Source organism: uncultured Brachybacterium sp. (assembly GCF_947500705.1).
Taxonomy (GTDB): Bacteria; Actinomycetota; Actinomycetes; order Actinomycetales; family Dermabacteraceae; genus Brachybacterium.
In genome coordinates this window covers 164,007-190,643 of record NZ_CANMSY010000001.1, presented here as the reverse complement: position 1 = coordinate 190,643, position 26,637 = coordinate 164,007, and the positions used below count along the sequence as shown (strand labels likewise).

General features: G+C 71.3%; 23 protein-coding genes. 15 read left to right on the top strand and 8 right to left on the bottom strand.

Translation table 11 applies throughout. The features are described from left to right. Positions 1-52: 52 nt before the first annotated feature. Both Q0937_RS00880 and purD read right to left on the bottom strand, forming a co-directional pair. Positions 53-967, bottom strand: a complete 915-nt coding sequence (locus tag Q0937_RS00880; protein ID WP_299298627.1) for a phosphoribosylaminoimidazolesuccinocarboxamide synthase — start codon at positions 965-967, stop codon at positions 53-55. Next, the gene (gene purD, locus Q0937_RS00875; RefSeq protein WP_299298624.1) at positions 964-2,340 is read right to left on the bottom strand and encodes a phosphoribosylamine--glycine ligase; all 1,377 of its coding nucleotides are present in this window, start codon (positions 2,338-2,340) and stop codon (positions 964-966) included. Before purD ends, Q0937_RS00880 begins: the two co-directional genes overlap by 4 nt. 188 nt (positions 2,341-2,528) lie before the next feature. Between purD and truA the strand changes: the two genes are divergently transcribed. The 4 genes from truA (at position 2,529) to Q0937_RS00855 (ending at position 6,207) form a co-directional block, all read left to right on the top strand. Beyond that, positions 2,529-3,533, top strand: coding sequence for a tRNA pseudouridine(38-40) synthase TruA (gene truA / locus Q0937_RS00870; protein WP_299298621.1), 1,005 nt, complete (start codon positions 2,529-2,531; stop codon positions 3,531-3,533). Between the two features lie 257 nt (positions 3,534-3,790). Further along, on the top strand, positions 3,791-4,234 hold the full coding sequence (gene rplM, locus Q0937_RS00865; protein WP_299298618.1) for a 50S ribosomal protein L13: 444 nt from the start codon (positions 3,791-3,793) through the stop codon (positions 4,232-4,234). Positions 4,235-4,284: 50 nt separating this feature from the next. Continuing rightward, a complete protein-coding gene (gene rpsI / locus Q0937_RS00860; RefSeq protein WP_299298616.1) occupies positions 4,285-4,794 on the top strand; it encodes a 30S ribosomal protein S9 in 510 nt (169 codons plus the stop codon). 123 nt (positions 4,795-4,917) lie between these two features. Next, a complete protein-coding gene (locus Q0937_RS00855; protein WP_299298613.1) occupies positions 4,918-6,207 on the top strand; it encodes a CoA transferase in 1,290 nt (429 codons plus the stop codon). 29 nt (positions 6,208-6,236) lie between these two features. On the opposite strand, the gene Q0937_RS00850 is transcribed toward Q0937_RS00855, so the two are convergent. Continuing rightward, positions 6,237-9,563: a DEAD/DEAH box helicase gene (locus Q0937_RS00850; RefSeq protein WP_299298610.1), complete on the bottom strand. Its 3,327-nt coding sequence runs from the start codon at positions 9,561-9,563 to the stop codon at positions 6,237-6,239. 170 nt (positions 9,564-9,733) lie between these two features. On the opposite strand from Q0937_RS00850, the gene glmM reads away from it, so the two are divergent. Beyond that, the gene (glmM, locus tag Q0937_RS00845; protein WP_299298607.1) at positions 9,734-11,080 is read left to right on the top strand and encodes a phosphoglucosamine mutase; all 1,347 of its coding nucleotides are present in this window, start codon (positions 9,734-9,736) and stop codon (positions 11,078-11,080) included. Between the two features lie 171 nt (positions 11,081-11,251). Here the strand turns inward: glmM and coaA are convergent, their stop codons facing one another. Further along, entirely contained in the window at positions 11,252-12,208 is a 957-nt protein-coding gene (gene coaA, locus Q0937_RS00840) for a type I pantothenate kinase (protein WP_299298605.1), read from the bottom strand. 236 nt (positions 12,209-12,444) lie between these two features. Here coaA and glmS point away from each other — a divergent pair, with 236 nt between their 5' ends. From glmS to Q0937_RS00805, 7 genes are read left to right on the top strand one after another with little or no spacing between them, the layout of a single operon-like run. Continuing rightward, positions 12,445-14,313 carry a glutamine--fructose-6-phosphate transaminase (isomerizing) gene (gene glmS, locus Q0937_RS00835; RefSeq protein ID WP_299298602.1) on the top strand — a complete coding sequence of 623 codons (1,869 nt, stop codon included), beginning with the start codon at positions 12,445-12,447 and terminating at the stop codon, positions 14,311-14,313. A gap of 45 nt (positions 14,314-14,358) precedes the next feature. Continuing rightward, complete coding sequence (locus tag Q0937_RS00830) at positions 14,359-14,841, top strand: holo-ACP synthase (RefSeq protein ID WP_299298599.1); 483 nt, start codon at positions 14,359-14,361, stop codon at positions 14,839-14,841. After that, on the top strand, positions 14,838-16,403 hold the full coding sequence (locus tag Q0937_RS00825) for an NAD(P)H-hydrate dehydratase (RefSeq protein ID WP_299298596.1): 1,566 nt from the start codon (positions 14,838-14,840) through the stop codon (positions 16,401-16,403). The genes Q0937_RS00830 and Q0937_RS00825 overlap by 4 nt, the downstream gene beginning before the upstream one ends. Positions 16,404-16,416: 13 nt before the next feature. Then, complete coding sequence (alr, locus tag Q0937_RS00820; RefSeq protein ID WP_299298593.1) at positions 16,417-17,589, top strand: alanine racemase; 1,173 nt, start codon at positions 16,417-16,419, stop codon at positions 17,587-17,589. Further along, positions 17,586-18,173, top strand: coding sequence for a tRNA (adenosine(37)-N6)-threonylcarbamoyltransferase complex ATPase subunit type 1 TsaE (tsaE, locus tag Q0937_RS00815; RefSeq protein ID WP_299298591.1), 588 nt, complete (start codon positions 17,586-17,588; stop codon positions 18,171-18,173). The genes alr and tsaE overlap by 4 nt, the downstream gene beginning before the upstream one ends. Continuing rightward, a complete protein-coding gene (gene tsaB, locus Q0937_RS00810) occupies positions 18,173-18,892 on the top strand; it encodes a tRNA (adenosine(37)-N6)-threonylcarbamoyltransferase complex dimerization subunit type 1 TsaB (RefSeq protein WP_299298588.1) in 720 nt (239 codons plus the stop codon). Before tsaE ends, tsaB begins: the two co-directional genes overlap by 1 nt. Before the next feature lies 1 nt (position 18,893). Then, entirely contained in the window at positions 18,894-19,472 is a 579-nt protein-coding gene (locus tag Q0937_RS00805; RefSeq protein WP_299298585.1) for an N-acetyltransferase, read from the top strand. Between the two features lie 39 nt (positions 19,473-19,511). Here Q0937_RS00805 and Q0937_RS00800 read toward each other — a convergent pair whose 3' ends face one another. Then, positions 19,512-21,224 (bottom strand): hypothetical protein, encoded by a 1,713-nt coding sequence (locus tag Q0937_RS00800; RefSeq protein WP_299298582.1) that lies wholly within the window; start codon positions 21,222-21,224, stop codon positions 19,512-19,514. Beyond that, the gene (locus Q0937_RS00795) at positions 21,209-22,141 is read right to left on the bottom strand and encodes an ABC transporter ATP-binding protein (RefSeq protein ID WP_299298579.1); all 933 of its coding nucleotides are present in this window, start codon (positions 22,139-22,141) and stop codon (positions 21,209-21,211) included. The genes Q0937_RS00800 and Q0937_RS00795 overlap by 16 nt, the downstream gene beginning before the upstream one ends. A gap of 166 nt (positions 22,142-22,307) precedes the next feature. On the opposite strand from Q0937_RS00795, the gene Q0937_RS00790 reads away from it, so the two are divergent. Next, on the top strand, positions 22,308-23,801 hold the full coding sequence (locus Q0937_RS00790) for an AI-2E family transporter (RefSeq protein WP_299298576.1): 1,494 nt from the start codon (positions 22,308-22,310) through the stop codon (positions 23,799-23,801). A gap of 142 nt (positions 23,802-23,943) precedes the next feature. On the opposite strand, the gene greA is transcribed toward Q0937_RS00790, so the two are convergent. Beyond that, complete coding sequence (greA, locus tag Q0937_RS00785; protein ID WP_299298573.1) at positions 23,944-24,435, bottom strand: transcription elongation factor GreA; 492 nt, start codon at positions 24,433-24,435, stop codon at positions 23,944-23,946. Between the two features lie 247 nt (positions 24,436-24,682). Then, complete coding sequence (locus tag Q0937_RS00780; RefSeq protein ID WP_299298570.1) at positions 24,683-25,075, bottom strand: DUF4307 domain-containing protein; 393 nt, start codon at positions 25,073-25,075, stop codon at positions 24,683-24,685. A gap of 217 nt (positions 25,076-25,292) precedes the next feature. On the opposite strand from Q0937_RS00780, the gene mca reads away from it, so the two are divergent. Further along, complete coding sequence (gene mca, locus Q0937_RS00775) at positions 25,293-26,204, top strand: mycothiol conjugate amidase Mca (RefSeq protein ID WP_299298567.1); 912 nt, start codon at positions 25,293-25,295, stop codon at positions 26,202-26,204. After that, entirely contained in the window at positions 26,201-26,629 is a 429-nt protein-coding gene (locus Q0937_RS00770) for a hypothetical protein (protein ID WP_299298564.1), read from the top strand. The genes mca and Q0937_RS00770 overlap by 4 nt, the downstream gene beginning before the upstream one ends. The last annotated feature ends 8 nt before the right edge of the window (positions 26,630-26,637 follow it).

Genomic DNA, 26,637 nt, shown 5'->3' with positions numbered 1-26,637 from the left:
CGGCAGCTGCTGCCTCGGGGCACATCTCATAGGTCGGGCGCGCGGAGTCCGCTCAGAACTCCTGGCCGGTCAGGCGCTCATAGGCCTGGACGTACCGGGCGCGGGTCTGCTCGACCACCTCGGCGGGCAGCGCGGGCGGAGCGAGGCTCGAACCCTTGGACCAGCCGGAGGCGGGGGAGGTCAGCCAGTCCCGCACGAACTGCTTGTCCAGGCTGGGAGGGGTACGGCCCGGGGTGTACGTGTCCGCGGACCAGAACCGGCTGGAATCGGGGGTGAGCACCTCGTCGCCGAGCATCAGCGTGCCGTCGACCCGGGAATGGCCGAACTCGAGCTTGGTGTCGGCCAGGATGATGCCCTGCTCGCCGGCGATCCGCCGGGCCCGCTCGAAGACCTTCAGCGTGAGCGACTCGAGCTCGGCGGCGAGCTCCTCCCCCAGCAGCTCCCGCGACTGGGCGACGGTGATGTTCTCATCGTGCTCCCCGGCCTCGGCCTTCGTGGAGGGGGTGAAGATCGCCGGCTCCAGCCGGGAGGCCTCGACCAGCCCGGCCGGCAGCACATGCCCGCCCACCGAACCACCGGCCCGGTAGTCGGCCAGTCCCGAGCCGGTGAGATGTCCGCGGGCGATGCACTCCAGCGCCACCATGTCCAGGCCGCGGCAGCGGACCGCGCGCCCGGCGACTGCCTCCGGCACGTCGGTCCCGGAGAGCACATGGTGCGGGACGATGTCCGCCAGCTGCTCGAACCAGAACAGGCTGATGCCGGTCAGCAGCCGGCCCTTGTCCGGGATGCCCGGCTGCAGGGAATGGTCGTAGGCGCTGATGCGGTCGGTCGCGACCACCAGCACCTCCGCAGCGGCCGACGGGTCCTGACCCTCCGGCACGTACAGCTCACGGACCTTGCCGGAGATCACGTGGTCCCAGCCCGGCAGCTGCGGGGCGTCGACCAGCGGGGTGGCGACGAGACTCATGCGCGATCCTCCGTCACGGTGTCGGTGTCGGTGTCGGTGTCGGTGTCGGTGTCGGTGTCGGTGTCGGCAGCCGCAGCGGCAGCGCCGGTCCCGGTGCTGCCGGCTCGTGCGTCGGCCGCGGCCTGACGGGCGATGTCGGTGCGGTGGTGGCTGCCTTCCAGGCTGATCGCCTCGGCGCCCGCCAGCGCGAGTGCGCGGACCGTCTCGAGGTCCTCACCGGTGGCGACCACCGAGAGCACCCGCCCACCGGCGCTGACGAGGGTGTCGCCCTCGACTCCGGTGCCGGCATGGATCACATGGGTGCCGAGCGCCTCCGCAGCGTCGATGCCAGAGATCGGATCGCCCGTGCGCACCGCCACCGGGTAGCCGGCGGCGGCGAGCACCACAGTCACGGCGCTGTCCTCGCTCCATGTCAGCTCCGTGTCCTCGGCCAGCTCACCGCGGGCGGCCGCGAGCAGCAGCGGGGCCAGCGGTGAGGTGAGCCGCTCGAGCACCACCTGGGTCTCCGGATCGCCGAAGCGGGCGTTGAACTCGATCACCCGCAGCCCGCGGGAGGTCAGTGCCAGTCCGCAGTACAGGACCCCGACGAAGGGGATGCCGCGGGCGGCGAGCTCGGCGATCGTGGGGCGGGCGACGGTGGCCAGCACGTCCTCGACCAGGCCCTCGGGCGCCCAGGGCAGCGGGGAATAGGCGCCCATCCCGCCGGTGTTCGGGCCCTCGTCGTCGTCGAGGGCGCGCTTGAAGTCCTGGGCGGGAGCCAGCGGCACCACCCGGGTGCCATCGCTCACGCAGAACAGGGACACCTCGGGGCCGTCGAGGAACTCCTCGAGCACCACCGACCCGCCCGCGGCCAGCACCTCCTCGGCGTGGGCCACCGCGGCCCGCCGGTCCTCGGTGACCACCACGCCCTTACCGGCCGCGAGGCCGTCGGCCTTGACCACGAAGGGCACGTCGCGCAGCGGGTTGACGCGGTCCAGCCCGGCCTCGAGCTGGGAGAGCGCGGTGACCGTCACCGACGCGGCGGTCGGCACACCGGCGGCGGCCATGACCTCCTTCGCCCAGGACTTCGAACCCTCGAGGTGGGCGGCCGAGGCAGACGGACCGAAGACCGCGAACCCGGCCTCCCGCAGGCGATCCGCGGCGCCGGCGACCAGAGGTGCCTCAGGGCCGATCACGACCAGATCGGGCTGCAGCTCCTCGGCCAGGCGGACCTGCGCGTCGAGGTCGCTCACCGGGACGTCGTGACAGGTGGCGAGCTGTGCGATGCCGGGGTTCCCGGGAGCGGCGTGCAGCTCGGGAATGGGGGTGTCTAGGGCGAGCCGGCGGAGGATCGCGTGTTCGCGGCCGCCGCTGCCGATGATGAGGATCTTCACTCGGGCAGGGTACCCAGACCCGGACTGCCGTCGGAGAAGTGCCCGCGGAGCGGCCCTTGCGGCTCGCCCTGCGGAGCGCGCTCCGGGCGCTGGGCAGGCGCTGCACCCCTGCTGCGCCGGTACTTGGACAGCACTGGGCCGGTGCTGTGCCGGTGCCCCACCGGGGCTGCGCCGTTACGATCGGACCCATGCCCGCCGAGCTCCACCGCCCCGATCCCGCCGTGACCGACGCCGCCGCGCCGCCCCGCGCCCGCGCCGTCACCCGGCTGCGGCTGGACCTCTCCTATGACGGCACCGACTTCCACGGCTGGGCCGCCCAGCCCGGCCAGCGCACGGTCCAGGGAGAGCTCGAGGAGGCCCTCGGCCGGATCACCCGGGTCCCGGCCCGGGTGACCGTCGCCGGACGCACCGACACCGGGGTCCATGCCCGGGGACAGGTCTGCCACCTCGAACTGCCCGATGACGTGCTGGCCACCCTGCCCGGGCGCTCGCGCCGCAGTCCCGCCGAGGCGCTGGTCACCCGGCTTGCGGGAGTGCTGCCGGAAGACATCGTGGTCCATGTCGCTCGGGCGGTGCCGAGTGACTTCGATGCGCGCTTCGGGGCGCTGTGGCGTCGTTACCGCTACCGGATCTCCGACGGGCCCGCCGCCCACGACCCGGTGCGCCGGGACGTGCTTCGTCACCGTCGGCCCCTGGACGTCGAGGCGATGGCACGGGCGAGCGCCCCGCTGCTCGGCGAGCACGACTTCCTCTCCTTCTGCCGCCCCCGCGACGGCGCGACCACTCTCCGTGAGCTGCGCGAGCTGACCTGGGAACGACCGGAGGAAGGGCGCGCGGATGCGGGGCTGATCGTCGCCACCGTGGTCGCCGACGCCTTCTGCCACCACATGGTGCGCTCCCTCGTCGGCGCCCTGATCGGGGTGGGGGAGGGCCGCCGGGACGTCGGCTGGCCGGCGCAGGTGCTCGCGGCGCGAACCCGCGTCTCTCCCACCCGCGATGGCGCCGGCGCCGCCCCGCTCTGCCCGCCCCAGGGACTCACCCTGGACCACGTCGCCTACCCGCCCGACGAGGAGCTCGCGGCCTGGGCTGCGCGCACCCGCACCCTGCGCCAGCCGCCGTCCCAGGAGCCGCCTGCAGAAACGTTCGCAGAGTCGGGCGCAGATCACACCCCTGAGAGGGGTCTTCTGCGTTGACGCTCGGGTGCGACAGTGCGTATTGTTGAGCGCTGTTGTGCCTTGATGTGTGCCCGACTCCGCAGCCGTTCTCTGATGCCCGGCGCGAAAGGGAATCTCACCCACATCCAGGACCGCCGTCGCGTCGTGAGCGGAGCGGGCCGGGTACAGCCATAGGGGCCATGCTTTTACCCGAAGGAAGCGTGCCCACGGTCCATCGAACCGTGTCTGGTCGGCGTCTTGCCGCCCGGGCACCACGACGAGAGAAGAAGGCACGAGTGCGTACGTTCACCCCGAAGCCCGGCGATGTCGAGCGTTCCTGGCACGTCATCGACGCAACGGATGTCGTCCTCGGCCGGCTCGCTTCCCAGGTTGCACAGCTCCTGAGGGGAAAGCACAAGCCGGTCTTCGCACCCCATGTGGATGCAGGCGACTTCGTGATCATCATCAACGCTGAAAAGGTCGCGCTGACCGGGAACAAGCGGGAGGCCAAGCTGGCCTACCGCCACTCCGGTTACCCCGGCGGCCTCCGCAGCACCCCTTACTCCGAGCTGCTCGAGAAGAATCCCGAGCGCGCAGTGGAGAAGGCCATCCGGGGCATGCTCCCCAAGAACAAGCTTGCTGATCAGCAGATCAAGAAGCTCAAGGTCTACAAGGGCTCCGAGCACCCGCATGCCGCTCAGATGCCCGTCCCCTTCACCATCGATCAGGTGGCGCAGTAAGCGGGTGTCCCGCCACTCCGCCCTGCCGCACGGACGAACCAAGGAGAACCGTGACTGAGACCACCCCCGATACCACCGAAGACCTCGAGACCGTGACCGACGAGTCGGCACCCTCGAGCTTCACCACCGAGTCGACCGGCGAGTCCGCCGTCGGCGCCGGTCAGTCCGCGATCGCACCGGGCTACGGCACCGGTCGTCGCAAGCGCGCGATCGCTCGCGTGCGCCTGACCCCCGGCTCCGGCCAGTGGATCATCAATGGCCGCACCATTGAGAACTACTTCCCGAACAAGCTCCACCAGCAGGAGGTCAACGACCCGTTCACGGCCCTCGACCTCCAGGGACGCTTCGACGTGTGGGTCCGCCTCCACGGCGGCGGCCCGTCCGGACAGGCCGGCGCCGTGCGCCTCGGTGTGTCCCGCGCGCTGAACGAGATCGACGAAGACGCGAACCGCGCGATCCTCAAGAAGGCAGGCTTCCTGCGCCGCGATGCACGCGTCATCGAGCGTAAGAAGGCTGGTCTGAAGAAGGCCCGCAAGGCCCCGCAGTACTCCAAGCGCTGATCGGGCGCGGGGCACTGCCCCGCACCTTTCACGCTGCATGCACGATGCCCTCGCCCTCCGGGTCGGGGGCATCGTCGCGTGGTGGACCATGCAGCGATGAACGGGCCCCGCTAGGCTCCGGGCATGGTCGCCACCGGTGCCAGGGCATTCACCCCACGCCGCTGGTGGACCGGTCCGTTCGATGTGGAACAGCTGGCCTGGTCGGCAGTGACGCGGGCGCGGGATGCCGCCGCCGAGCTCGCGGCGGCTCGCGGCCTCGCTCTCACCGTCGACACCACTGCGGACCTCGTCGCAGCGTCCTTCTCGGCGATCGAGCACCTGCGGATCGACGGGCGGGTCCCGCAGGCGTGGGGTGAGCTCTCCGGCTTCGTCGAAGCACGTGACGGCTGGGTGCGCCTGCATGGGAACTACCCCCACCACGCCGAGGTGCTCCGCCGCGTCTTCGGGGTGCACGACCGGTCCAGCCTCCAGCGCGAGGTCGCTCGGCGCGACGCTGCGGAGATCGAGGACGAGGTCACCGCGGCCGGCGGCATCGCGGCGAGGGTCCGCACCTGTCAGGAGTGGGCCGCGCACCCGCAGGACCGGGCGCAGCAGGACGCGGAATGGGTGAACATCACCCAGCGCGGGCAGCGCCCAGCGCTTCCACCAGCGGCCAGTTCCTCGACGAACTCTGCGCCGAACCTGTTGGCCGGGGTGCGCGTGCTGGACCTGACCCGCGTGATCGCGGGACCCAGTGGAACCCAGCTGCTCGCCTGCCTCGGCGCGGACGTGCTCCGCATCGATCCGCCCCACCGGCCAGAGCTCGCTGACCAGCACCTCTCCGCCGGGATGGGCAAGCGCAGCGCACTGCTGGACCTGCGCCGGGACCCGGACCAGTTCCAGACGCTCGCCGCCGGGGCCGACGTGATCGTCTGCGGCTACCGTCCCGGCGCACTCGATGCGCTGGGTCTCGGCATCGAGGTGCTCGAGCAGCTGGCGCCGCGGGCCGTGATCGTCTCCCTCTCCGCCTGGGGCGAGACGGGACCCTGGGGGCACCGCGCAGGATTCGACTCGATCGTCCAGGCCGCGACCGGCATCGCCACTGAGTGCGGTGCCGACGGCCGCCCCGGCGCACTCCCGGTGCAGGCGCTGGACCATGCGACAGGCCAGCTGCTCGCAGCGCATGTGTTGGAGTCCCTGGCCCGTGCCCGGGCGAGCACGCAGCGGCTCAGCCTGCTCGGCGCGGCCCGTGCCCTGCTGGCGATGCCCTCGCCGCCGGTGGAGGCTCCGGAGACGCTGGAGGTGCCCCGCGCGCGAGTGACGGCGGCCGGGAAGGTGCTCGATGCCGTCCCGCCCCCGCTGAGGGTGGAGGGCGTGAGCATCGAACGGCCTGTCGGCGAGTACGGCGCAGCCGAACTGTGCTGGCAGCTCTGAGCGGGCGCCGTCAGCTCTGAGCGGCGCCGTCAGCTCAGCAGCTCGCGCAGGTCCTCCGCCGTCACTGCGGAACGGAACGCCTCCCCGCCGTCGGTGAGGGCGTCGAACAGCTCGGCCTTGCGGCGCTGCAGCGCGAGCACCTTCTCCTCGATGGTGTCCTCCGCGATCATGCGGTACACCATCACCTGGCGCTCCTGGCCGATGCGGTGGGCGCGGTCCACGGCCTGGTTCTCCGCGGCCGGGTTCCACCACGGGTCCAGCAGGAACACATAGTCCGCCTCCGTGAGGGTGAGGCCGAAGCCGCCCGCCTTCAGCGAGATCAGGAACACCGGCGCATCGCCCTCGCGGAAGCCGGTCACCGCCGCATCGCGGTCGCGGGTGGAGCCGTCCAGGTGCGAGTAGCGCACCTCGCGCCGGTCCAGCTCGGCGGCGACCCGGTCCAGGTAGGAGGTGAACTGGCTGAACAGCAGCACCCGGTGCCCGTCGCCGATCACCTCCTCGAGCCTGTCGAACAGCGCCTCGAGCTTCGAGCTGGGCACGTCCGCGTACTCCTCGGCGTCGACGAGCGCCGGATCCAGCGCCAGCATGCGCAGCAGGGTCAGGGAGCGGAACACGATGAAGCGGCTGCGGTCCAGGTCCGTGTCGATCAGGCCCAGCACCTTCTTGCGCTCCCGCTGCAGCACCGAGTCGTAGACCGCGCGATGCTCGGGCGAGAGGGTCACCATGAGCACCTCCTCGTGCTTCTCGGGCAGCTCCGCGGCGACCAGCTCCTTGGTGCGGCGCAGCAGGAAGGGACGCACCCGGCGGCGCAGCAGCGCCATCCGGCCGGGGTGGTCGCCGGTCTCGATCGGGAGCGTGTACTGCTTGCGGAATCCGATCGCGGTGCCCAGCAGGCCCGGGGCGACCAGATCGAGGATCGCCCACAGGTCGTCCAGCGAGTTCTCCATCGGGGTGCCGGTGATCGCGAGCCGGAAGTCCGCGCGCACGCCCTTGGCGGCGCGGTGGGTGCGCGAGCGGCGGTTCTTCACGAACTGCGCCTCGTCGAGCACGAAGCCCTGGAAGCGGGAGCTCGCGAACTCCTGCTCGTCGATGCGCAGCACCGAATAGCTGGTCACCAGCAGATCAGCCCCGATCGCTGCGGCGGGCAGGTCGGTGCCGCGGGAGGCGGCGGTGCGGTCCAGCACCCGCACCGTCAGACCAGGGGTGAACCGCTCGGCCTCGCGCCGCCACACCGGCAGCACCGAGGCGGGCGCCACCACCAGGAACGGCGGGGCCGACGGGTCCTGCTCGCGTGCGCGGGCGATCAGGGCCAGGGTCTGGACCGTCTTGCCCAGGCCCATGTCGTCGGCCAGCACCCCGCCGAGCCCGTGGGTGAACAGGAAGTCCAGCCAGGTGAAGCCCTCGTGCTGGTAGGGCCGCAGCTCGGCCTGCAACCCGCGCGGCAGCGGGGGCGGCGGCGTGTTCTCGAGCGAGCGCAGGGACAGCGCGGTGCGGCTCCACTCGCTGCTGGCGACCGTCTCGTCGGCGACCTCCTGGAGGTCGTTCCACATGTCGACCTGGAAGCGGGAGATCTGCTGGCGCTCCGGCTCCCACTCCGCGAGCGCCTCTCCCTCCCGGATCAGCTCGCGCAGCGCGTCGAAGGCCGGATGATCCAGCGAGAAGTAGGTGCGATCCGGCATCAGCAGCTTCGCACTGCCGCGGGCGAGCGCCACGAACAGGCTCGGGAACGGGATCTGCCGGCCGTCGATGGTGATCTCGAAGCCGAGGTCGAACCAGTCGTTCTTCCCGGGCGAGGCCTGCTGGGTGACGCGCACGTTCGGGGCGCTGTCCAGCTCGCGATAGGCGTGGCGGGTGCCGGTGATCTCGACCTCGACATGATCCAACGCGGCCAGCGCATCCAGCACGTGCTCGGTGAAGTGGGCGGTGTCGATGCCGCTGAGCAGTTCGGGGGAGTCCGTCGCCTCCAGCGGCCACAGGGTCATCGCCGCAGCGATCACCTCGTCCTCATGAGCGAGGTCGCGGTGGGCGCCCTGGCGCTGGTCCATCGGCAGGCGCCGGTCCGGGTCGTGATAGCGCCAGGACCAGCGCAGGGACAGGCGGTCTCCGGAGGCGTAGGCGGCGGTGAGGTGCAGGGTGGGCCGGCGCGCCGCGGGCAGCTCCACGCTGCCGTCCAGGCTGGTCATCGTGGTCAGGGTGCGCAGCTGCGGGTAGGCGACCTCGAGGAAGGCCTGGCGGTCCGCCGCCGGGATCACCAGCGGCTCCCGGCGATGCAGCAGGGAGCGCAGGGCCCGCGGCACCGAGGAGCCGAGCGGGGCGAGGCGAGCGGCCAGCAGCTCGTCCTCGGTCGTCTCCACATCCAGCACCCCGGAGGCACCGAGGAGTCGGCCGCGGGTCGCCTTCTGGCCGGCCACGGCGATGCGGGGCCGCACGTACAGCTCTCCGGCAGATTCCCCCGCGGGGCCGTCGGACTGCAGATCCAGTCCCACCTCGCCGCCGGCCACCAGGTCGATGGTGGCCAGCCCGCTGCCGGGCAGGAACTCCACTCCCGCCGCACGGGCATGCTCGAGGGACTGCCACAGCAGCGGGGAGGTGATCGAGTTCAGCCAGAGGTGGTCGATCGCTCCGCTGGAGTAGGAGCGCTCCACCGACGCGGCGGCGAAGATGCGGGTGAGCGCCTCACCCTGGGTCGGGTCGTACTCGCGGCCCGCGAGGCGGAACTCGAAGGTGCGCCAGGACAGGTCTCCCTTGATCCAGGCACCCTTGCGGCCGCGGGTCAGGGGGCGCATCCCCAGCCACAGCTCGGCCCCGGCCTCGACATGGGCGGGGGTCGCGACCTCGCGATGGTGACGGGAGGCGCCGGTGCCGGAAGTCCCTGCCTCGAGGTCGAAGCGCAGGGCCAGCGGTCGAGGCATCGCGGCGTTGCCGATGTCGGTGCTGGGCGTCGAGTTCAGCAGGGGGCGCAGTACGCTGCGCCATTCTGCGGGCGGGCTCTCCCGCACCACCTGCGCTCCGAGGTCGTTGAGCCGGTAGAGGGTCGCGGCGACGTGCACGCACGCCTCGCCGGCGGAGCAGTCGCAGCCGGAGCTGCGCGGACGCCACAGCCCGCCGGGGCCCGGGGTGTGGAAGCGGCGGGAGACGGAGTCATCCTCGTACTCGGCCAGCAGCACCTCGGGATGGCGCAGCGTGCCGTCCTCCTCGGCGACCTCGGCCGACACGGTCGAGCTCGCCACCTCCCAGCGGAGATCCGCGACACGGCCGGCGCGGGCTGCACCGAGGCCCCTGCTCGCGGTGCGATCGCCCACATGATGGCTGATCGCGGAGGGCAGCAGGCGGGGGAGCAGGACGGGATCGGACATCCCTCCAAAGTAACCGGCGCAACCCCTCGGTGACGAGGGATCAGCCCAGCCGGGCTCTTCCCAGCGGGTAGTCTCACAGCGGACCTCCGGCCTGGAACCTGCGTGCGGCACGCCCGCGCGGCAGTGCTCACGGAGGCCCGCAGACCCCGAATCCTCATGAGGAGAATCCTGTGGCACGACTTTTCGGCACCGACGGAGTGCGCGGACGCGCGAACGGTGACATCACGGCGGAGCTCGCGGTCGAGCTGTCCGTGGGCGCTGCCCACGTGCTCGGCACCCTGGGCGCCTTCGGCGGAACCCGGCCCCGCGCGATCGTCGCCCGCGACACCCGCCCCTCCGGCGACTTCCTCTCCGCCGCGGTGAGCGCAGGCCTGGCCGCCGCCGGAGTCGATGTGCTCGACGCCGAGGTCCTGCCCACCCCGGGCCTCGCGTATCTCGTGCAGTCCACCGGCGCGGATCTCGGCGTGATGATCTCCGCCTCGCACAACCCCGCCCCGGACAACGGCATCAAATTCTTCGCCCGCGGCGGCACCAAGCTGCCCGATGAGGTCGAGGACGCCATCGAGGCCCGCCTCGGCGAGGACTGGGACCGCCCCCAGGGCACCGACGTCGGCACCATCTCCCGTTACGAGGGCGCGGTCGAGGCCTACGTCCAGCACCTCGTCTCCACCCTGGACCGTCCGCTGGACGGCCTGACCGTGGTCGCGGACTGCGCCAACGGCGCCGCCTATCTCACAGGCCCCGACGCCCTGCGCCGCGCCGGTGCGACCGTGCACGTGATCGGCGACCGCAGCGACGGCGGCCTGATCAACGATGGCTGCGGCTCCACCCACCTCGAGCCGTTGCAGGCCGCGGTGCTCGAGCACGGCGCAGACCTCGGCGTCGCCTTCGACGGCGACGCCGACCGCTGCCTCGCGGTCGCCGCTGACGGAGAGATCATCGACGGCGACCAGATCATGGCGATCCTCGCGCTGGATCTCAAGGAGCGCGGCAAGCTCCACGACGACACCCTCGTGGTGACCGTCATGAGCAACCTGGGCCTCAAGCTCGCGATGAAGGAGCACGGCATCGTGCTGGGCCAGACGGGCGTGGGCGACCGCTACGTGCTCGAGGAGATGAACCTCGGCAGCTACTCCATCGGCGGCGAGCAGTCCGGGCACGTGATCATCGCCGAGCACGCCACCACCGGCGACGGCGAGCTCACCGCCCTGCACCTGATGCAGCGCATGGCCGAGACCGGCCGCACCGCCCGTGACCTCGCGAACGTCATGACCCGCCTCCCGCAGGCGCTCATCAACGTCAAGAACATCGACAAGGCCAAGGCCACCATCGACCTCGGGGTGTCCCAGGCCATCGCCGCCGTGGAGGCGGAGCTGGGGGAGACCGGCCGCGTGCTGCTGCGTCCCTCCGGCACCGAGCCCGTCGTGCGCGTCATGGTCGAGGCACCGACCGACGAGCAGGCCTCCGAGATGGCCGAGCGCCTCGCCGTCATCGTGCGGGACCGCGTCGGGCTCTGAGACCGGGAGACCGGGCACGGGCGCGCTCGAGCCCGGGAACGGGCGGGAGCGCCCGCATGACGCGGCACCACGCCGAACCCGCCCGTCGAGTCCACCGATCTCTGACAGAAATGGTCGAGATCGGTGGACTCGACGGGCGTGTCGCGTGCGGGCCGCGGCGGAACGGGCGTGTCAGACCTTCCGCAGCAGCACCGAGTGGACGCTGTGCTGGCCGTCCTTGCGCAGCACCAGGTCGGCGCGGCCGCGAGTGGGGACCACATTCTCGGTGAGGTTCGGGCCGTTGATCGAGCGCCAGATCCCCAGTGCCGTCTCCTTGGCCTCCTCGTCGGTGAGGTCCGCGTAGCGGCGGAAGTAGGAGCGGGGGTTGGAGAAGGCGGTGCGCCGCAGCTGCAGGAAGCGGTCCACGTACCAGCGCTGGACGTCCTCCATCCGCGCATCCACGTAGACGGAGAAGTCGAAGAAGTCCGAGACGGCCATCCCGAGCCGGCCGTCGCGGCGCGGACGGGCCGGCTGCAGCACGTTCAGCCCCTCGACGATCAGCACGTCGGGCCGCTCGACCACCACGCGCTCGTCAGGGAGGATGTCGTAGGTCAGGTGCGAGTAGATCGGCGCCTCGACCCGCTCCTGCCCGGCTTTCACATCCGCGACGAAGCGCAGCAGGCGCCGCCGGTCGTAGCTCTCGGGGAAGCCCTTGCGCTGCATGATGCCGCGCGACTCGAGCACGGCGTTGGGATAGAGGAAGCCGTCGGTGGTCACCAGCTGCACCCGCGGGGTCTCGGGCCAGCGAGCCATCAGCTCCCGCAGCAGGCGGGCGGTGGTGGACTTGCCCACCGCCACCGAGCCGGCCACCCCGATCACATAGGGGGTGCGCTGCTGGCGCTGGTCCAGGAAGTCCTCCCGGTTGCGGCGCAGCGCCTGGGAGGCCGCGACCTGGATGTTCAGCAGGCGCGAGATGGGCCGGTAGACGTCGTCGACCTCGCTGAGATCGATCCGGTCGCCGAGGCCGCGCAGCCGGGTGACGTCCTCCTCGGACAGCGGCAGCGGGGTCTGCTGCGAGAGCCGGGCCCAGTCCTCCCGGGGGATCTCCTCGAAGGGAGTCACGGTGCTCGACGTCGACGCAGACTTCATGGGGTGATTGTTCCAGCTGGCGACGCGGTCCCGGTGCACGGGTGTGCCGTGCTGGGACTCGGTGTGATCTCGGGCGACAGACGGTCAGCTCCGCGCAGCCATACCTGCTCATTTCTGCTCACTCCGTGCAGCCGTCGGCCATGGCTGCGCGTCGGGGACCGTCATCGTGAGCAAGGCCTCGCGCAGAATCTGCGTTGATTGTGCCGATCGCCCTCTGGTTCATTAGCGTGAGCGGCATGTGTGGAATCGTCGGATACGCAGGCCCCCGGGCCGCAGCCCCCTCTTCTCGTCCCGTGGACGTCGCCCTTCAGGGCCTCGCCCGCCTCGAATACCGCGGATATGACTCCTCGGGCGTGGCCGTGATCGATGACGGCGCCGTGCACGTCACCAAGCGCGCCGGCAAGCTCGCCAACCTCCGCGAGGCGCTCGAGGACCTCTCCGAGACCACCGGCGGGGTCTCCATCGCCCATACCCGCTGGGCCACCCACGGCGCCCCGACCGACCTCAACGCCCATCCCCACCTGGGTGGCCGCGAAGGCGAGCTCGCCGTGGTGCACAACGGCATCATCGAGAACTTCGCGAAGCTCCGTGCCGAGCTCGAGGCCGACGGCTTCACCTTCACCTCCGAGACCGACTCCGAGGCGGCCGCGCACCTCATCGCGCGCGAGATGGAGCAGGCCGGGGACCTCACCGAGGCGATGCGCCGCAGCGCCGCTTCCCTCGAGGGAGCCTTCACCCTGCTGGCGGTGCACAAGGATGCCCCGGACACCGTGGTCGCCGCTCGCCGCAACTCCCCGCTGGTGGTGGGTCTCGGCGAGGGCGAGAACTTCCTCGGCTCCGACGTCGCCGCCTTCGTGGACTCCACCAAGGAGGCCCTCGAAATCGGTCAGGACCAGGTCGTCACCGTCACCGCGAACTCCGTCGCGATCATCGACTTCGACGGCCACGAGGTCACCGACGCCAAGCGCTACACGATCGAGTGGGATGCCGCCGCCGCGCAGAAGGGCGGCTTCGACTCCTTCATGGCCAAGGAAATCCACGAGCAGGCCAGCGCCGTCGCGGACACCCTGCGCGGCCGCCTCGAGGACGGCTCCCTGACGCTGGACGAGATGGACATCGATCCCTCGGTGCTGCGCAGCATCGACAAGATCGTCGTCGTCGCCTGCGGCACCGCCGCCAACGCCGGTGCCGTCGCGAAGTATGCCATCGAGCACTGGTGCCGCATCCCCACCGAGGTCGAGCTCGCCCATGAGTTCCGCTACCGCGACCCCGTCGTCACCGAGAAGACCCTCGTCGTCGCCATCTCGCAGTCCGGCGAGACCATGGACACCCTGATGGCGGTGCGCCACGCCCGCGAGCAGGGCGCGAAGGTCATCGCCATCTGCAACACCCGCGGCGCGACCATCCCGCGCGAGGCCGATGCGGCGCTGTACCTGCACGTGGGTCCCGAGATCGCCGTCGCCTCCACCAAGGCGTACCTCGGCCAGATCGCCGCCTGCTACCTGCTGGGCCTGTTCCTCGCCCAGGTGCGCGGCAACCTCTACCCCGACGAGATCGCCGCGCTGATGGCCGACCTCGAGCAGATCCCGGACCAGATCCAGCAGGTCCTGGACAACTCCTCCCAGGTCGAGCAGCTCGCCCGTGACATGAAGGACGCCACCAGCGTCCTCTTCCTGGGCCGCCACGTCGGCTACCCGACGGCGATGGAGGGCGCGCTCAAGCTCAAGGAGATCGCCTACATCCATGCCGAGGGCTTCGCCGCCGGTGAGCTCAAGCACGGCCCCATCGCCCTGGTCGAGGAGGGACAGCCGGTGTTCGTCATCGTGCCCTCCCCGAACGGCCGCCACTCGCTGCACTCCAAGGTGGTCTCGAACATCCAGGAGGTGCGCGCCCGCGGCGCCCGCACCCTGGTGATCGCCGAAGAGGGCGACGACGCGGTGCTGCCCTACGCCGATGTGGTGATCCGGGTGCCCGCCACCCGCACCCTCTTCGCGGCGCTGCTGACCGTGATCCCGCTGCAGATCTTCTCCTGCGAGCTGGCGACGGCGAAGGGCCTGGACGTGGATCAGCCCCGCAACCTCGCCAAGTCCGTCACCGTGGAGTGACCAGCGTGAGCAATGGTGCCCAGCCGGAAGTGTGATACTGCCGGGGTGAGCACCTCTGCGACCTCAGCGCCGACGCCCGGCCCCGATCACAGCTTCGGGGGCCGGGCCTTCGCGCCCCGGGATGACGCCGCCATCGCCGGCGTCGGCGTCGACGTCGTCGGGATCGCGCGCCTGACCGCGATGCTCGAGCGGACACCCGCCCTGCTGGACCGGCTGCTGACCCCGTCGGAGCGCGGCCTCTCCGCCGCCTCCCGCGCCGCCCGGGTCGCGGCCAAGGAGGCTGTCGGCAAAGCCCTCGGCGCCCCAGGCGACTTCTCCTGGCAGGACGTCACCGTCGAACGCACCGAGGTGCGCCGCCCCTACCTGCGCCTGCGCGGCGCCACCCTGCGCGCCGCCGAGGCCCAGGGCGTCGCCCACCTGCACCTCTCCCTCTCCCACGACGGGGACGTCGCCACCGCGATCGTCGTCGCCGAGCGCGGCAGCGGCCCGGCCGGCAGGTCTGCTCCGGCCGCCGGTGACCAGCCATGATCAGCGGCCATACCGCCGCGGCGGTCCGTGCGGCCGAGACCCCGCTGCTGGCGGCGGGGGAGCCGCTCATGCTCCGCGCTGCCCGTGCCCTGGCCGACCACGTCGCGTCCCGCCTGCACAGGGCGTCTCCGCACAGCGCCGACGAGGGTGGTCCTGGAGCTCCCCGGGTGCTGGTCCTCGCCGGCGCGGGCGCCAATGGCGGCGACGGCCTCCACGCCGCCGCCCTGCTGCGCGCCGACGGCATCCACGCCGACGCGATCGCCACCGCAGGCCGTCTCCATGAGGAGGGGGCCGCTGCGCTGCGCGAGGAGGGAGGAACGATCCTTCCACTGGCCGACACCTCCGCGGCCATGCTCGAGGAGCATCTGACCCGGACCACGCTGGTGCTCGATGCGATGCTCGGCATCGGCGGCCGCCCCGAGGTTCCCGCTGAGCTCGTCCCGCTGCTGGCGCTGGTGCGCGCGAGCGGACTCCCGGTGATCGCGGTCGATCTGCCCAGCTTCGTCGACGCCACCACCGGGCAGGCCGCCCCCGAGGCCCTGCACGCCACCGAGACGGTCACCTTCGGGGCGGTCAAGGCCGCTCTGCTGCTGCCCGGCGGTGCCGAGCGCGCCGGCACGCTCCACCTCGTGGACCTGGGACTGGCCCCGCACCTGCCCGCCACCCCCGCGGTGCTGCGGCTCGAGGAGGCCGATGCCCGCAGCCTGCTGCCGCAGCCGGACCGGGACGCCACCAAGTACACCCGCGGCGTGGTCGCGCTCGCCGCCGGCAGCGAGCAGTACCCGGGCGCGGCGGTGCTCGCCGTCTCCGGCGCCTCCCGCACCGGCGCCGGAATGGTCCGTTGCCTCGCCCCGCAGACCGTCCTCGACCTGGTGCTGCGCGAGCGGCCGGAGGTCGTCGGGCACCGCGTCGAGCGCGCCCTCGGCGGTCCGGACGCCGTGGATCTCGCCGCCGTCGGCCGCACCGACGCGCTCGTCGTCGGCCCCGGGCTCGCCACCGAGGACCCTCGCGCCGTCGCGGGAGTGAACTGCCTGCGGGCGGGAGACGGCGCAGGGGACGGTGCAGGGGAAGGGACCATCGCGCGCGGCGTGATCGACGCCGGGGCCCTCGGCACCCTCACCCCCGAACACCGCTTCGGCGCCGACGTGGTCCTCACCCCGCACCGCGGTGAAGCCGAACGCCTCGCCCGCCGCCTGGGTGTGGATCCCGATCTGCCCGGCCTGCTGCTCGCCCCCGCCCTCGCCGAGGCCACCGGCGCCACCGTGCTGCTCAAGGGAGCGATCACCCTCATCGCCCCTGGGGCCGGCGGTCCGCTGCGCACCCAGGACGACGCGACCCCGCAGCTCGCGACCGCCGGCACCGGAGACGTGCTCACCGGGGTGCTCGGCACCCTCCTCGCCACGGGGCTTCCCGGCCCCGACGCCGCCGCGCTCGCCGCGATCCTCCACGGCCGCGCCGGCCGCCTCGCCTCCCACGACGGCCTGCACCCGCTGGTCGCCCTCGAGGTGGCCACTCACCTGCCTGCCGCGATCGGGTCTATCCTGGCAGGCGCCCAGCCGTGATCCAAGGAGCCCGATGACCATCCCGATCCCTGCCGAGGACCCCCGGCACGTGCCCAACCGGGCCGTGATCGACCCCTCGGCGATCACGCAGAACACCCGCGCCCTCGGCACCCTGCTCGAGGAGCAGACGGCCCTGATGGCGGTGGTGAAGGCCGATGGCTACGGGCACGGCATGCTCACCGCGGCCCGCGCCGCGATCGAGGGTGGCGCCACCTGGCTCGGCGTCGCCCACCCCGCGAGCGCGCTGGCACTCGCCCGCGCCGGGCTCGATGCGCAGATCCTCACCTGGCTGTACGAGCCGCACACCGCACGGACCGTGCTGCCCGAGGTGCTCAGCTCCGGGGTGGACATCTCCGTCGGCTCCCCGGAGATGCTGGCGCTGGTGGCCGACGCCGCCCGGCAGGCCGACCGCCGCGCCCGCGTGCACCTGAAGATCGACACCGGAATGGGGCGCAACGGCGTGCTGCCCTGGCAGATCCGGGAGATCGGCGCCGCCATGCGGGAGGACGATTTCATCCAGCTCACCGCCGCCTGGACCCACCTCACCACGGCGGATGATCCCTCCGATCCGGCGACCGATCAGCAGGTGGAGCTGTTCGACTCCGCCTGTGCAGCGCTCGCCGAGGAGGTGGGCCCGATCCCGCTGCAGCACATCGCGAACTCGGCCGCGACCCTCACCCGCCCGGACCTGCACCGCGACATCGTGCGGCCCGGCATCGCGCTGTACGGCTACCCGCCGGTGCCCACGGAGGTGCAGCTGCGCCCGGCGATGACGCTGACCAGCCGCCTCGCGCTGGTCAAGGAGGTGCCGGAGGGTCAGAGCATCGGCTATGGCCGCCTCCGCAGCACCGACCATGCCACGTGCCTCGGCCTGGTGCCGATCGGTTACGCCGACGGCCTCCACCGTGCCGCCGGCGACCGCTGCACCGTGATCGTGCGCACCGAGTCCGGCGACCGCCGGGCGCCGCAGGTGGGTCGCATCAGCATGGACCAGATCGTCATCGACCTGGGCCCGGACACGGGCGCCCGCGCCGGGGACGAGGTGTTCGTCTTCGGCGACGCGGGAGGCGCCCCCAACGCCCCCGCCGCCTCGACCGCCGATGACTGGGCGCGGGCTGCCGGCACCATCCCCTACGAGGTTCTCACCTCCGTCTCCGGGCGCGTCACCCGCGAGGTGCGCGCATGAGCGCACTGCCCGTGCGCACCCGCGACGCCGAGGGCACCCGCACGGTGGCCCAGGCCCTGGCCGCGGTGCTCAAGCCCGGTGACCTGCTGGTGCTCGACGGACCGCTGGGCGCCGGCAAGACCACCTTCACCCAGGGACTGGGCGCGGGGCTCGGCGTGCGCGGCCCCGTCGCCTCCCCGACTTTCGTCATCGAACGGGTCCACCCCAACCTCGGCGCGGGCCCAGATCTCGTGCATGTGGATGCCTATCGGCTGGGTGGGGGCGGCGACATCGACGACCTCGACCTCGAAGCAGATCTCGACCGCGCCGTCACGGTCGTGGAGTGGGGTCGCGACCGGGTCGAGCACCTCGTCGACTCGTACCTGATGGTCGAGCTCGAGCGCCCGGACCACGTCGACGATCCGCACGACCCCGACGAACCGCGCACCCTGCGCCTGACCCCGCACGGCCCCCGCTGGGACGAGCCGGCGATCATCCGCCTCGAGGCAGCGCTGGCCACCGTCACGGGCCCCGACGGGATCGCCCTGGCCGCCGAATCCACCGAGTCCACCGGGGTCGCCGATTCCACCGAGGAGAACCGCTGATGCTGCTGGGAATCGACACCTCCGGGGCGGTGAGCGTCGCCGTCGCCCGCGGCGAGCTCACCGGCCCCGCGCCCGAGATCCTGCAGGTCCGGGCCGACGAGCGCTCCCGCCACCATGACGAGGTGCTGCTGTCCCTGATCGACGAGGTGCTGACGGCCGCAGGCGTGGAGCGGTCCGAGCTCACCGGCATCGTCGTGGGCCGTGGTCCGGGGCCCTTCACCGGCCTGCGGGTGGGGCTGGTCTCGGCCCGTTCGATCGCCGCGGTGCTCGGGGTGCCCCTGTACGGGCTCAGCTCCCTCGATGGCCTCGCCCACCAGGCGCTCGCCGGGCTCGGCTCCGCGCAGGAAGGGCCTGCGCACGAGGGTGCTTTCACCGTCGGGGTGGCCCTCGACGCGCGACGCCGCGAGGTCTACCACGCCCGCTATCGCCGGGGGGTGAGCGGTGAGGTCACCCGCATCGCCGACCCCGCGGTCGATGCCCCGGCAGCGGTCGCCGACGAGCTCACCGCCTGCGACATCCTCGTCGGCTCCGGGACCGGGATCTATCCGGAGCTGCTGCCTGCCACCGCGGAGCTGGTGCATGTCGACGCGGGGCATCTGCTGCTCGCCGCCGCCGCGCTGAGCGCGCGGGGCGAGGACCTCAGCAGCACCGAGCCGATGTACCTGCGCGAGCCCGATGCGGCCAAGCCCACCGCACGCAAGAGCGCCCTGGGGCGCTGAGATGAGAGGCCCTGCAGACCCGGTCGACGAAGGGTCGGCCCGTCGGACCGCGGAGTCGGCCCGTCGGCCCGCTGAGCCGGCCGCGGAGCCGGCTGTCGCGCCAGCCGCAGTGCACGCCGGCGACGGCTGGGCGCTGCGCCCGGCGAGCATCGAGGACGTCGAGGAGATCGCGTTCGCCGAGCTCGAGCTGTTCCCCGACGAGGCCTGGAACGTCTTCCAGCTCGCCGCCGAGATCGAGCACCCCGACCGCCGCTATGTGATCGCCGCGACCGGACCGCAGGGGAAGGGCGAGATGCTCGGCTACGCCGGGATCATGCTCGCCGGGGACATCGCCGACCTGCACACCATCGGCACCCGCCGCGAGGGCGCCGGCATCGGTCGGGCGCTGCTGGGCTGGTGCGAGGGGCAGGCGCGGGCGGGCGGCGCCGAGCGGATGCTGCTCGAGGTGCGGGAGGACAACACCCGGGCGCGAGCCTTCTACACGGCGGCCGGGTACCGGGAGATCGACCGCCGGCGCGGCTACTACCGGATCCGCGGCCGACGGATCGACGCGCTGGTCATGGAGCGCGACCTGACCTAGCCCCGTCCATGCCGCACCGGGTCCTCGGGCTCGGGAGCCTTAGACATGGTTGCGGACCTTCTGGAACACATCCGGGTACCGAGCATCCAGCCGCACCACGGCGATCCGCAGACCCACCAGGAACACGATCGCCCCGGCGACCAGCGCGAGCACCCCCGCGAGCAGGGTGAGGGGGAGGCTGCCCGAGACGGCACCCCAGATGCCGATGCCGATCGCCGGGATCAGCGGCACGAACACGCCCACCATCGCCACGGTCATCGCGATCATCGCGTTCGAGCTCGAGGCGGACTTGTCCTTCATCGGGTTGGTGCCGGGAGGTGAGCTCGGATAGGGGAGCAGCACCCTGACCACCATCGAGATGCCCCAGCCGCAGGCCATGGCCCCCAGGGAGATCATCACCGTCATCGGCATCAGCTCCGCCATCCCGTACAGCAGCGGGATCGCGATCGTCGCCACCACCACGCCCGGCACCATCAGCACCGCCTGGGCGGCGATGCGGCCGGTGAGGTTCGCACGGGAGGGCAGCCCGGTGACGATGTTGACCCATCCCGACGGACCGTCGAAACCGACCTCGTTGGACAGGCTGATCCCGCTCATCCCGCACATGAGGATCGTCATCGCGAGCATCATGGGCCGTGATTCCGGGAGCATGAACCCCATCGCCACGAAGAACACGATGATCACCGGATAGATGCCGAGTGCCGCGAGATAGCGGGTGTCGCGGCGCCAGTAACGCAGCGACTTGCCCATCACCGCACCGAAAGCGCTCGGGGCCACGAGACGCGGCACCAGCGGCGAGACCTTGATGTCCCCCGAGGAGGTGTCCCCGGTGAGCGCCGAGGTGAGGGAGGCGTCGATCGAACGACGCCACCAGAGCCACACCACCACGATCGTGACCGCGCCGATCAGCGCACGGACGAGCGCGGTGAGGACCCGGCCCTCCGCGAGGTCCATCGGCACGGCGAAGAGAGCACCGACGGGAGTCCACGCCAGCACCTCGACGACCGTGGGCATCACGCGCTCCAGCAGGGCGAAGTCGAGGTCGGAGACGCGCTGCATGCCCAGCGAGAAGCCGTAGATCACCACGAAGAGGAGCAGGAAGCCGAGGATCCCTCCCACCTCCCGCCCGCTGCGAGAGGAGGCACGGCTCGCCGAATGCGCGAACCAGGCACGCGGCAGCAGCAGGCACAGGGCGAAGGCGGCGAGATTCGCCGGGATCACGGCGAGCGCGGCCAGGATGATCCACACCGCACCCTGGCCGAACACGATCAGCCACAGCAGCTCGAAACCGGTCGCGATCGCGATCGCGATCAGCGTGAGGAGACTCGGCAGGCTCAGCGCCGCGGCGGCGAACATGCCCGGCTGGAGCTCCTTCGCGCTGCGCGGGAACAGGGCGAAGGCACGAGGGTCCAGGGTGTCGTCGAGGCCGAAGGCGACCACGGGGATCAGGAACCACAGCAGCACGGTCAGTGCTCCCAGGCCCCGCACGATCAGCGGGAAGGTCGAGCCCTCTCCCGCCCACAGGGTGGTGCCCAGGAACAGGAACACCAGGCCCACCAGTGCACCGAGGGTGTAGAGCACACCGAAGATGGTGCCGATCAGCTTGCCGATGTTCTTGCGGTAGGACCGCTTCCACAGCGTCCACTTGAGCGCCAGCTGCAGGCGGATGAGGCGCTTCTGCGAGACCTCGCCGTGGTGGACTCCCGCCGCCGAGGCGGTGGCGGCGTGCTCGCTGCTCAGGACTCCAACCACGACAGGCTCCCCTCCGCGACGTCGCCGCCGCCGACCAGGTCGATGAAGGTCTGGACCAGGCTCCCGCCGCGGCGCACCTCGTCGAGCGTGCCATCGGCCAGCAGCTCGCCGTCGGCGATGATCGCGACGTGGCTGCACAGCCCCTCGACCAGCTCCATGACATGGCTGGACAGCACCACGGTGCCGCCGCCGGCGACATAGGCGGTGAGGATCTTGCGGATCACCTGCGCGGAGACCGGATCGACCGCCTCGAGCGGCTCATCCAGCACCAGCAGCCGGGGCGCGTGCAGCAGCGCGCTGGCCAGCAGGATCTTCTTGGTCATGCCGGCGGAGTAGTCGACGACGAGCTTGCCGTCCTCACCGGCGAGATCCAGTGCTGCCAGCAGCGACTCCATCCTCTCCTCGACCACCTCGGCCTTCATCCCTCGCACCAGTCCCACATAGGTGAGCAGCTCCCGACCGGTCAGTCGGTCGAAGGTGCGCAACCCGTCGGCGAGGACCCCGAGCAGGGCCTTGGCCTGCTGTGGCTCGGCCCACATGTCGTGCCCGAGCACATGGGCGGTGCCGCCGTTCGGACGCAGCAGGCCGGTGGCCATCGACAGCGTGGTCGTCTTGCCCGCCCCGTTGGGACCCACGATCCCGTAGAAGGAGCCGCGGGGGACGTCGAGGGAGATTCCGTGGACGACCTCCGTCTTGTCGAAGGACTTCCGCAGCCCCCGGATCGACAGCGCGGTCCGTTCCGGGATCGCCGCATCGGCGGCGATCGGCGCGGCCACCCCGCTGGCCGGGCCCGGCGCGGCGGCCCCGCTGACCGGGTGCGGCGCGGGGGTCGACCCCGACGGAGCGGGAGATGCCCCGGAGAGATCGGCGCGGGGGACCTCGAGAGCGGGAGAGGAGGAAGGGAGCTCGCTGTGCATGAGATCACGGTAGTTCTCGCGAGAGCAGGCGCAGGCCCCCCGCTCGGTGAATCCGGGGTCGACCTTCGTCGGCCCCGGGGCTGTGCTCGCGTACAGATGCGTGCAGAAGGCTTGGCACGCGTGATTAGGATGCCTCTGAGCCGCTGTGGCTCACGGAAGGAGTCCCATGTCGAAGCTGCGCCCCACCCCGAGGGCCTCGCACCTCGCCCCGGAGGTCGAGGAGATCCCGCTCGGAGTCCGTCGGGCTGCAGCGTGGTCCTGGCGGCTCATCGTCGTCGTCGCGGCCTCCGCCCTGCTCATCTGGGGACTGCTGCAGGTCACCACCCTCGTGATCCCGGTTCTCATCGCGATTCTGCTCGCCGCGCTGCTGACGCCGATCGTCAAGGTCCTCACCCGTTACACCTTCCTCGGTCGCGCCGCCGCCAGCGGCATCGCGCTGCTCGGTCTGCTGCTGGTGATCGCAGGGATGTTCACGCTGGCCGGACGCCAGCTGTTCGCGCAGTTCGAGGACATCCAGGACAAGGCCGTCACGGGCTTCGAGGGTCTCGTGGACTGGGCGACCACGACCTTCCAGATCGACACGCCGATGATCAACGCGGCGATCGACGAGGGGCTCGAGCAGCTCCAGCAGTACTCCGGGCAGCTGGTCAGCGGTGCGGTGAGCACCGCTGCGGTGCTCGGCAACCTCGCCACCGGCATCGTGGTGGCTCTGTTCACGCTGTTCTTCCTGCTCTCGGGCGGGGCCGGGATCTGGCGCTGGGTGGTGGGCCTGCTGCCGCCCGCAGCACGGGTTCCCACCCATGAGGCGTTCCGCCGGGGCTGGAAGGCGCTGTCGGCGTACATCCGCACCCAGATCCTGGTCGCGGCCGTGGACGCCATCGGCATCGCGATCGGCATGGTGGCGCTGGGACTGGGCTCCTATGCGGTGCCGATCTGGCTCCTCGTGTTCCTGTTCTCCTTCATCCCGCTGGTCGGCGCGATCGCCTCCGGTGCGATCGCCGTGCTGCTTGTCCTCGTGCTGAACAGCTGGGTCGGCGCACTCATCATGCTGGCGATCGTGCTCGCGGTGCAGCAGCTCGAGGGCAATGTGCTCCAGCCGTTCCTGATGGGCAAGGCTGTCGAGCTGCACCCCCTGGCGGTGTTCCTCGGAGTCGCCGGTGGTGCGATGATCGCCGGCATCCCGGGCGCGCTGTTCGCGATCCCGGTGATCGCCTTCGTCAATGCCACGCTGCTGTACGTGGTGGGCAGGGACCCGAGCCCTGAGCTCGGGGAGGACAGGGCGAGCGGCGAGTTCTTCGCCTCCCTCTCCGGGAGACAGGACTCGGTCCCGGCCGGGGCGAGCGGTGGCGGGACCAAGCTCGCGGTCCCTGGCTTCGCCGCGCTGCGGCCCGCGTCGCAGCGTCCTGCCGGTGCGGCCGGTGGGAGTGAGGCCGCTTCCCGAGGGGAGACCACTGGTGGCGCAGCGACCACCGCCACCAGCACCGCTGAACAGACTCCCGTGGATCCAGCCCCCGGCGCTGATCGTCCGGCCTCGGGAACTTCCGCAGCCGATGCAGGAGGGGCCGCGGCGCAGGACGCGCCGCAGGACCCCTCGCGCGAGGGGGGACCGCAGGATCCCTCGCGCGAGGGCGCGCCGCGCAACGACGGACATGGGGCCTGAGTTCCGCTCCTCACCCCGGACGTCCTGCGAACGCATGAGGGAAGGCCCCCACTCCAGCAGCTACTGAGGTGGGGGCCTTCCTTCACGTGCTGCTTCGCGCTCGAGGGCGGCTCAGCATGCCGTTCACGTCATGCCGTTCAGGTCACGCCTTGTAGGGCGTGGCCGTCAGGATCTCGATCGAGAACGTCTTCCCGTTCGGTGCCGTGTACTCGACGGTGTCACCGACCCGGGAGCCGTGGATCGCGCTGCCCAGCGGCGACTCGGAGGAGTACACCTCGAGGTCGTCGTCACCGTCGGCGATCTCGCGATTGCCGAGCAGGAAGGTGCGCTCCTTGCCGGCCATCGTGATGCCCACGACCATGCCGGGCTCGACCACGCCGTCATCCTTCGGAGCCTCGCCGACCACGGCGTTCTTCAGCAGACGCTGGAGATCCGAGATCCGGGCCTCCATCTTTCCCTGCTCTTCACGAGCGGCGTGATATCCGCCGTTCTCCTTCAGGTCCCCCTCGTCACGAGCTGCGGCGATGCGCTCGGTGATCTCTGCGCGTGCGGGACCTTCGAGCTCCGCGAGCTCCTTGGTCAGGCGGTCGTACGCGTCCTGGGTGAGCCAGGCGCCATTTGGCTGGCTGCTCATGGGTTCACTCCTGTCGTCCTCGGTAGAGCGCATCGGGAAACGGGCCCCAATACGCGAATCACGGGGCACATGTCCTCATGCGCCCCGTGTGCGGGTGATGATGAATCGGCAGGGAGCCGATTCCGGAATACATTACACCGCGCAGAACGCTTTCCTGGGGACCCCCGGCACGTTTACGCCCCTCGAGTAATCCTCGCGGACGGGCCGACAGCATGGTCGGCCGGGAGGTGCGGGCGCAGGTGCAGCTTCAGAGCGCGGAGCAGCTGACGACCTCTGCGGAGACCGCATCGCCCTGAGTGGAGATCTCGACGTGGTGCGCAGTACGACGGTCCTCCTGGGCGGGGATCACCTTCTCCACGAAACCGACCTGCGCACGGCCTTTGTTCAGCGCCTGGATCTGGCAGCTCGCCTCGGTGCCCGGATCCATGGTCACGATGAAGTCGACCGCGATCGAATCCTCAGCGAGATGCTCGTAGGCGAGCATCTCGGAACGGACCGGGGTGCTCGCGGACTGGATGCCGACATAGAGCACGACTGCGGCGAACACTGCGGCGGCGAGCGCGAGGAGCGTGCGTGCGGTGCGACGGCCGACGAGCGGCTTCCCATAGCGGTCGGTATGCCGCTCCCTGACGTCGTTCATGGGGTCAGTCTCCCAGACCTCACCCGAATGCTCCCCGTGGGCGTCCCACGATGTAGGGGAGGTGCTGGTCACGTCGGCCGGACTTCTCCGCTCCTTCCAGTTCCACCCAGCAGGGGTGGCGTACGATCGGACGCTGGTGCACCCCACCGATTCTGTGCGCAGTGTGCACAGTAACGCTGAGGGCCCCGACCCCGTTCTGCCGCCTCCGAGGAGTCCCGTGACCGTCCAGCTGCCCGCTTCCGATGAACCACTGCGGATGGTGGCCGTCCACGCGCATCCGGACGACGAATCGTCCAAGGGTGCCGGGTCGACTGCCCGATATGCGCGCGAGGGTGTCCAGGTCACGGTCATCACCTGCACCGGGGGAGAGCGCGGCGACGTGCTCAATCCCCGCCTGCGTGATGACCCGACCGTGACTGCCGAGACCCTGCCCGGGATCCGTCGCCAGGAGATGGAGCGGGCCAAGGAGATCCTCGGCGTGAACCACGAGTGGCTGGGCTTCATCGATTCGGGGCTCCCTGAGGGTGACCCGCTTCCGCCGCTGCCGGCCGGGAGCTTCGCCGCCACCCCGATCGAGGAGGCGGTGCGCCCGCTGGTCGAGGCCGTGCGTCGTCTGCGTCCCCACGTGATGACCACCTATGACGAGAACGGCGGCTACCCGCATCCCGACCACATCCAGGTCAACCGGATCAGCGTCGCCGCCTTCGATCTGGCGGCGGATCCCGACTTCGCGCCCGAGTTGGGCGAGCCCTGGTCGATCGCGAAGCTCTACTACAACAGCGGCTTCCACCGGCAGCGGTTCTCGGCGGTCAGCCGGCACCTGCACACCGAGGGGACGCCGAACGAGGAGCTCGACCAGATGCTCCAGCGCTACGACGAGAGCCATGATCGGCTGCTGACCACGCGCGTCGACGTCCGCGACTACCTCGCGGTGAGGGATGATGCGCTGCGGGCGCACGCCACCCAGATCGACCCCGAAGGTTTCTTCTTCCGCGTCTCGCACGAGGCCGAGACCGCTGCCTGGGGCACCGAGGATTACGAGCTGCACATCTCTCGGATCGGGGTCAAGCTTCCCGAGACGGACCTGTTCGCCGGGTTGCGCAACGAGCACGTCGGAGCACGTGCATGAACGGGGCACAGCTGCTGTTCGAGGCGGGCGTGCTGCTGGCCACACCGAACCCGTCGGACGGCGAGGAGTTCAACTCCGTCACCGTCTCGCCGGGTCTGCCGGGCTTCTATGCGACCTTCGTGATGGCGGTCCTGGTGGTGCTGCTCGCGATCAGCATGACCCGCCATACCCGCCGAGTCCAGGCCCGGGCCCGGGTTCAGGAGAGGATCGAGGCAGAGGAGCGCGCCGAAGAGCGCGCCGAGGCCGAGCCGACGGCGGAGGAGATCGACAGTGAGCCGGCGGATGGGCAGCCGGCGGATGGGCAGCCGGCGGAGGGCCAGCCGGTCGTCGCCGAGCCGACCTCGGAGCAGCCGGCAGCCGGGTCGGAGGACGCGGCGGGCGACCGACCCGAGAACGGAACCCCGCCCTCCGCCGAGGACCGCTGAGCGGCGAC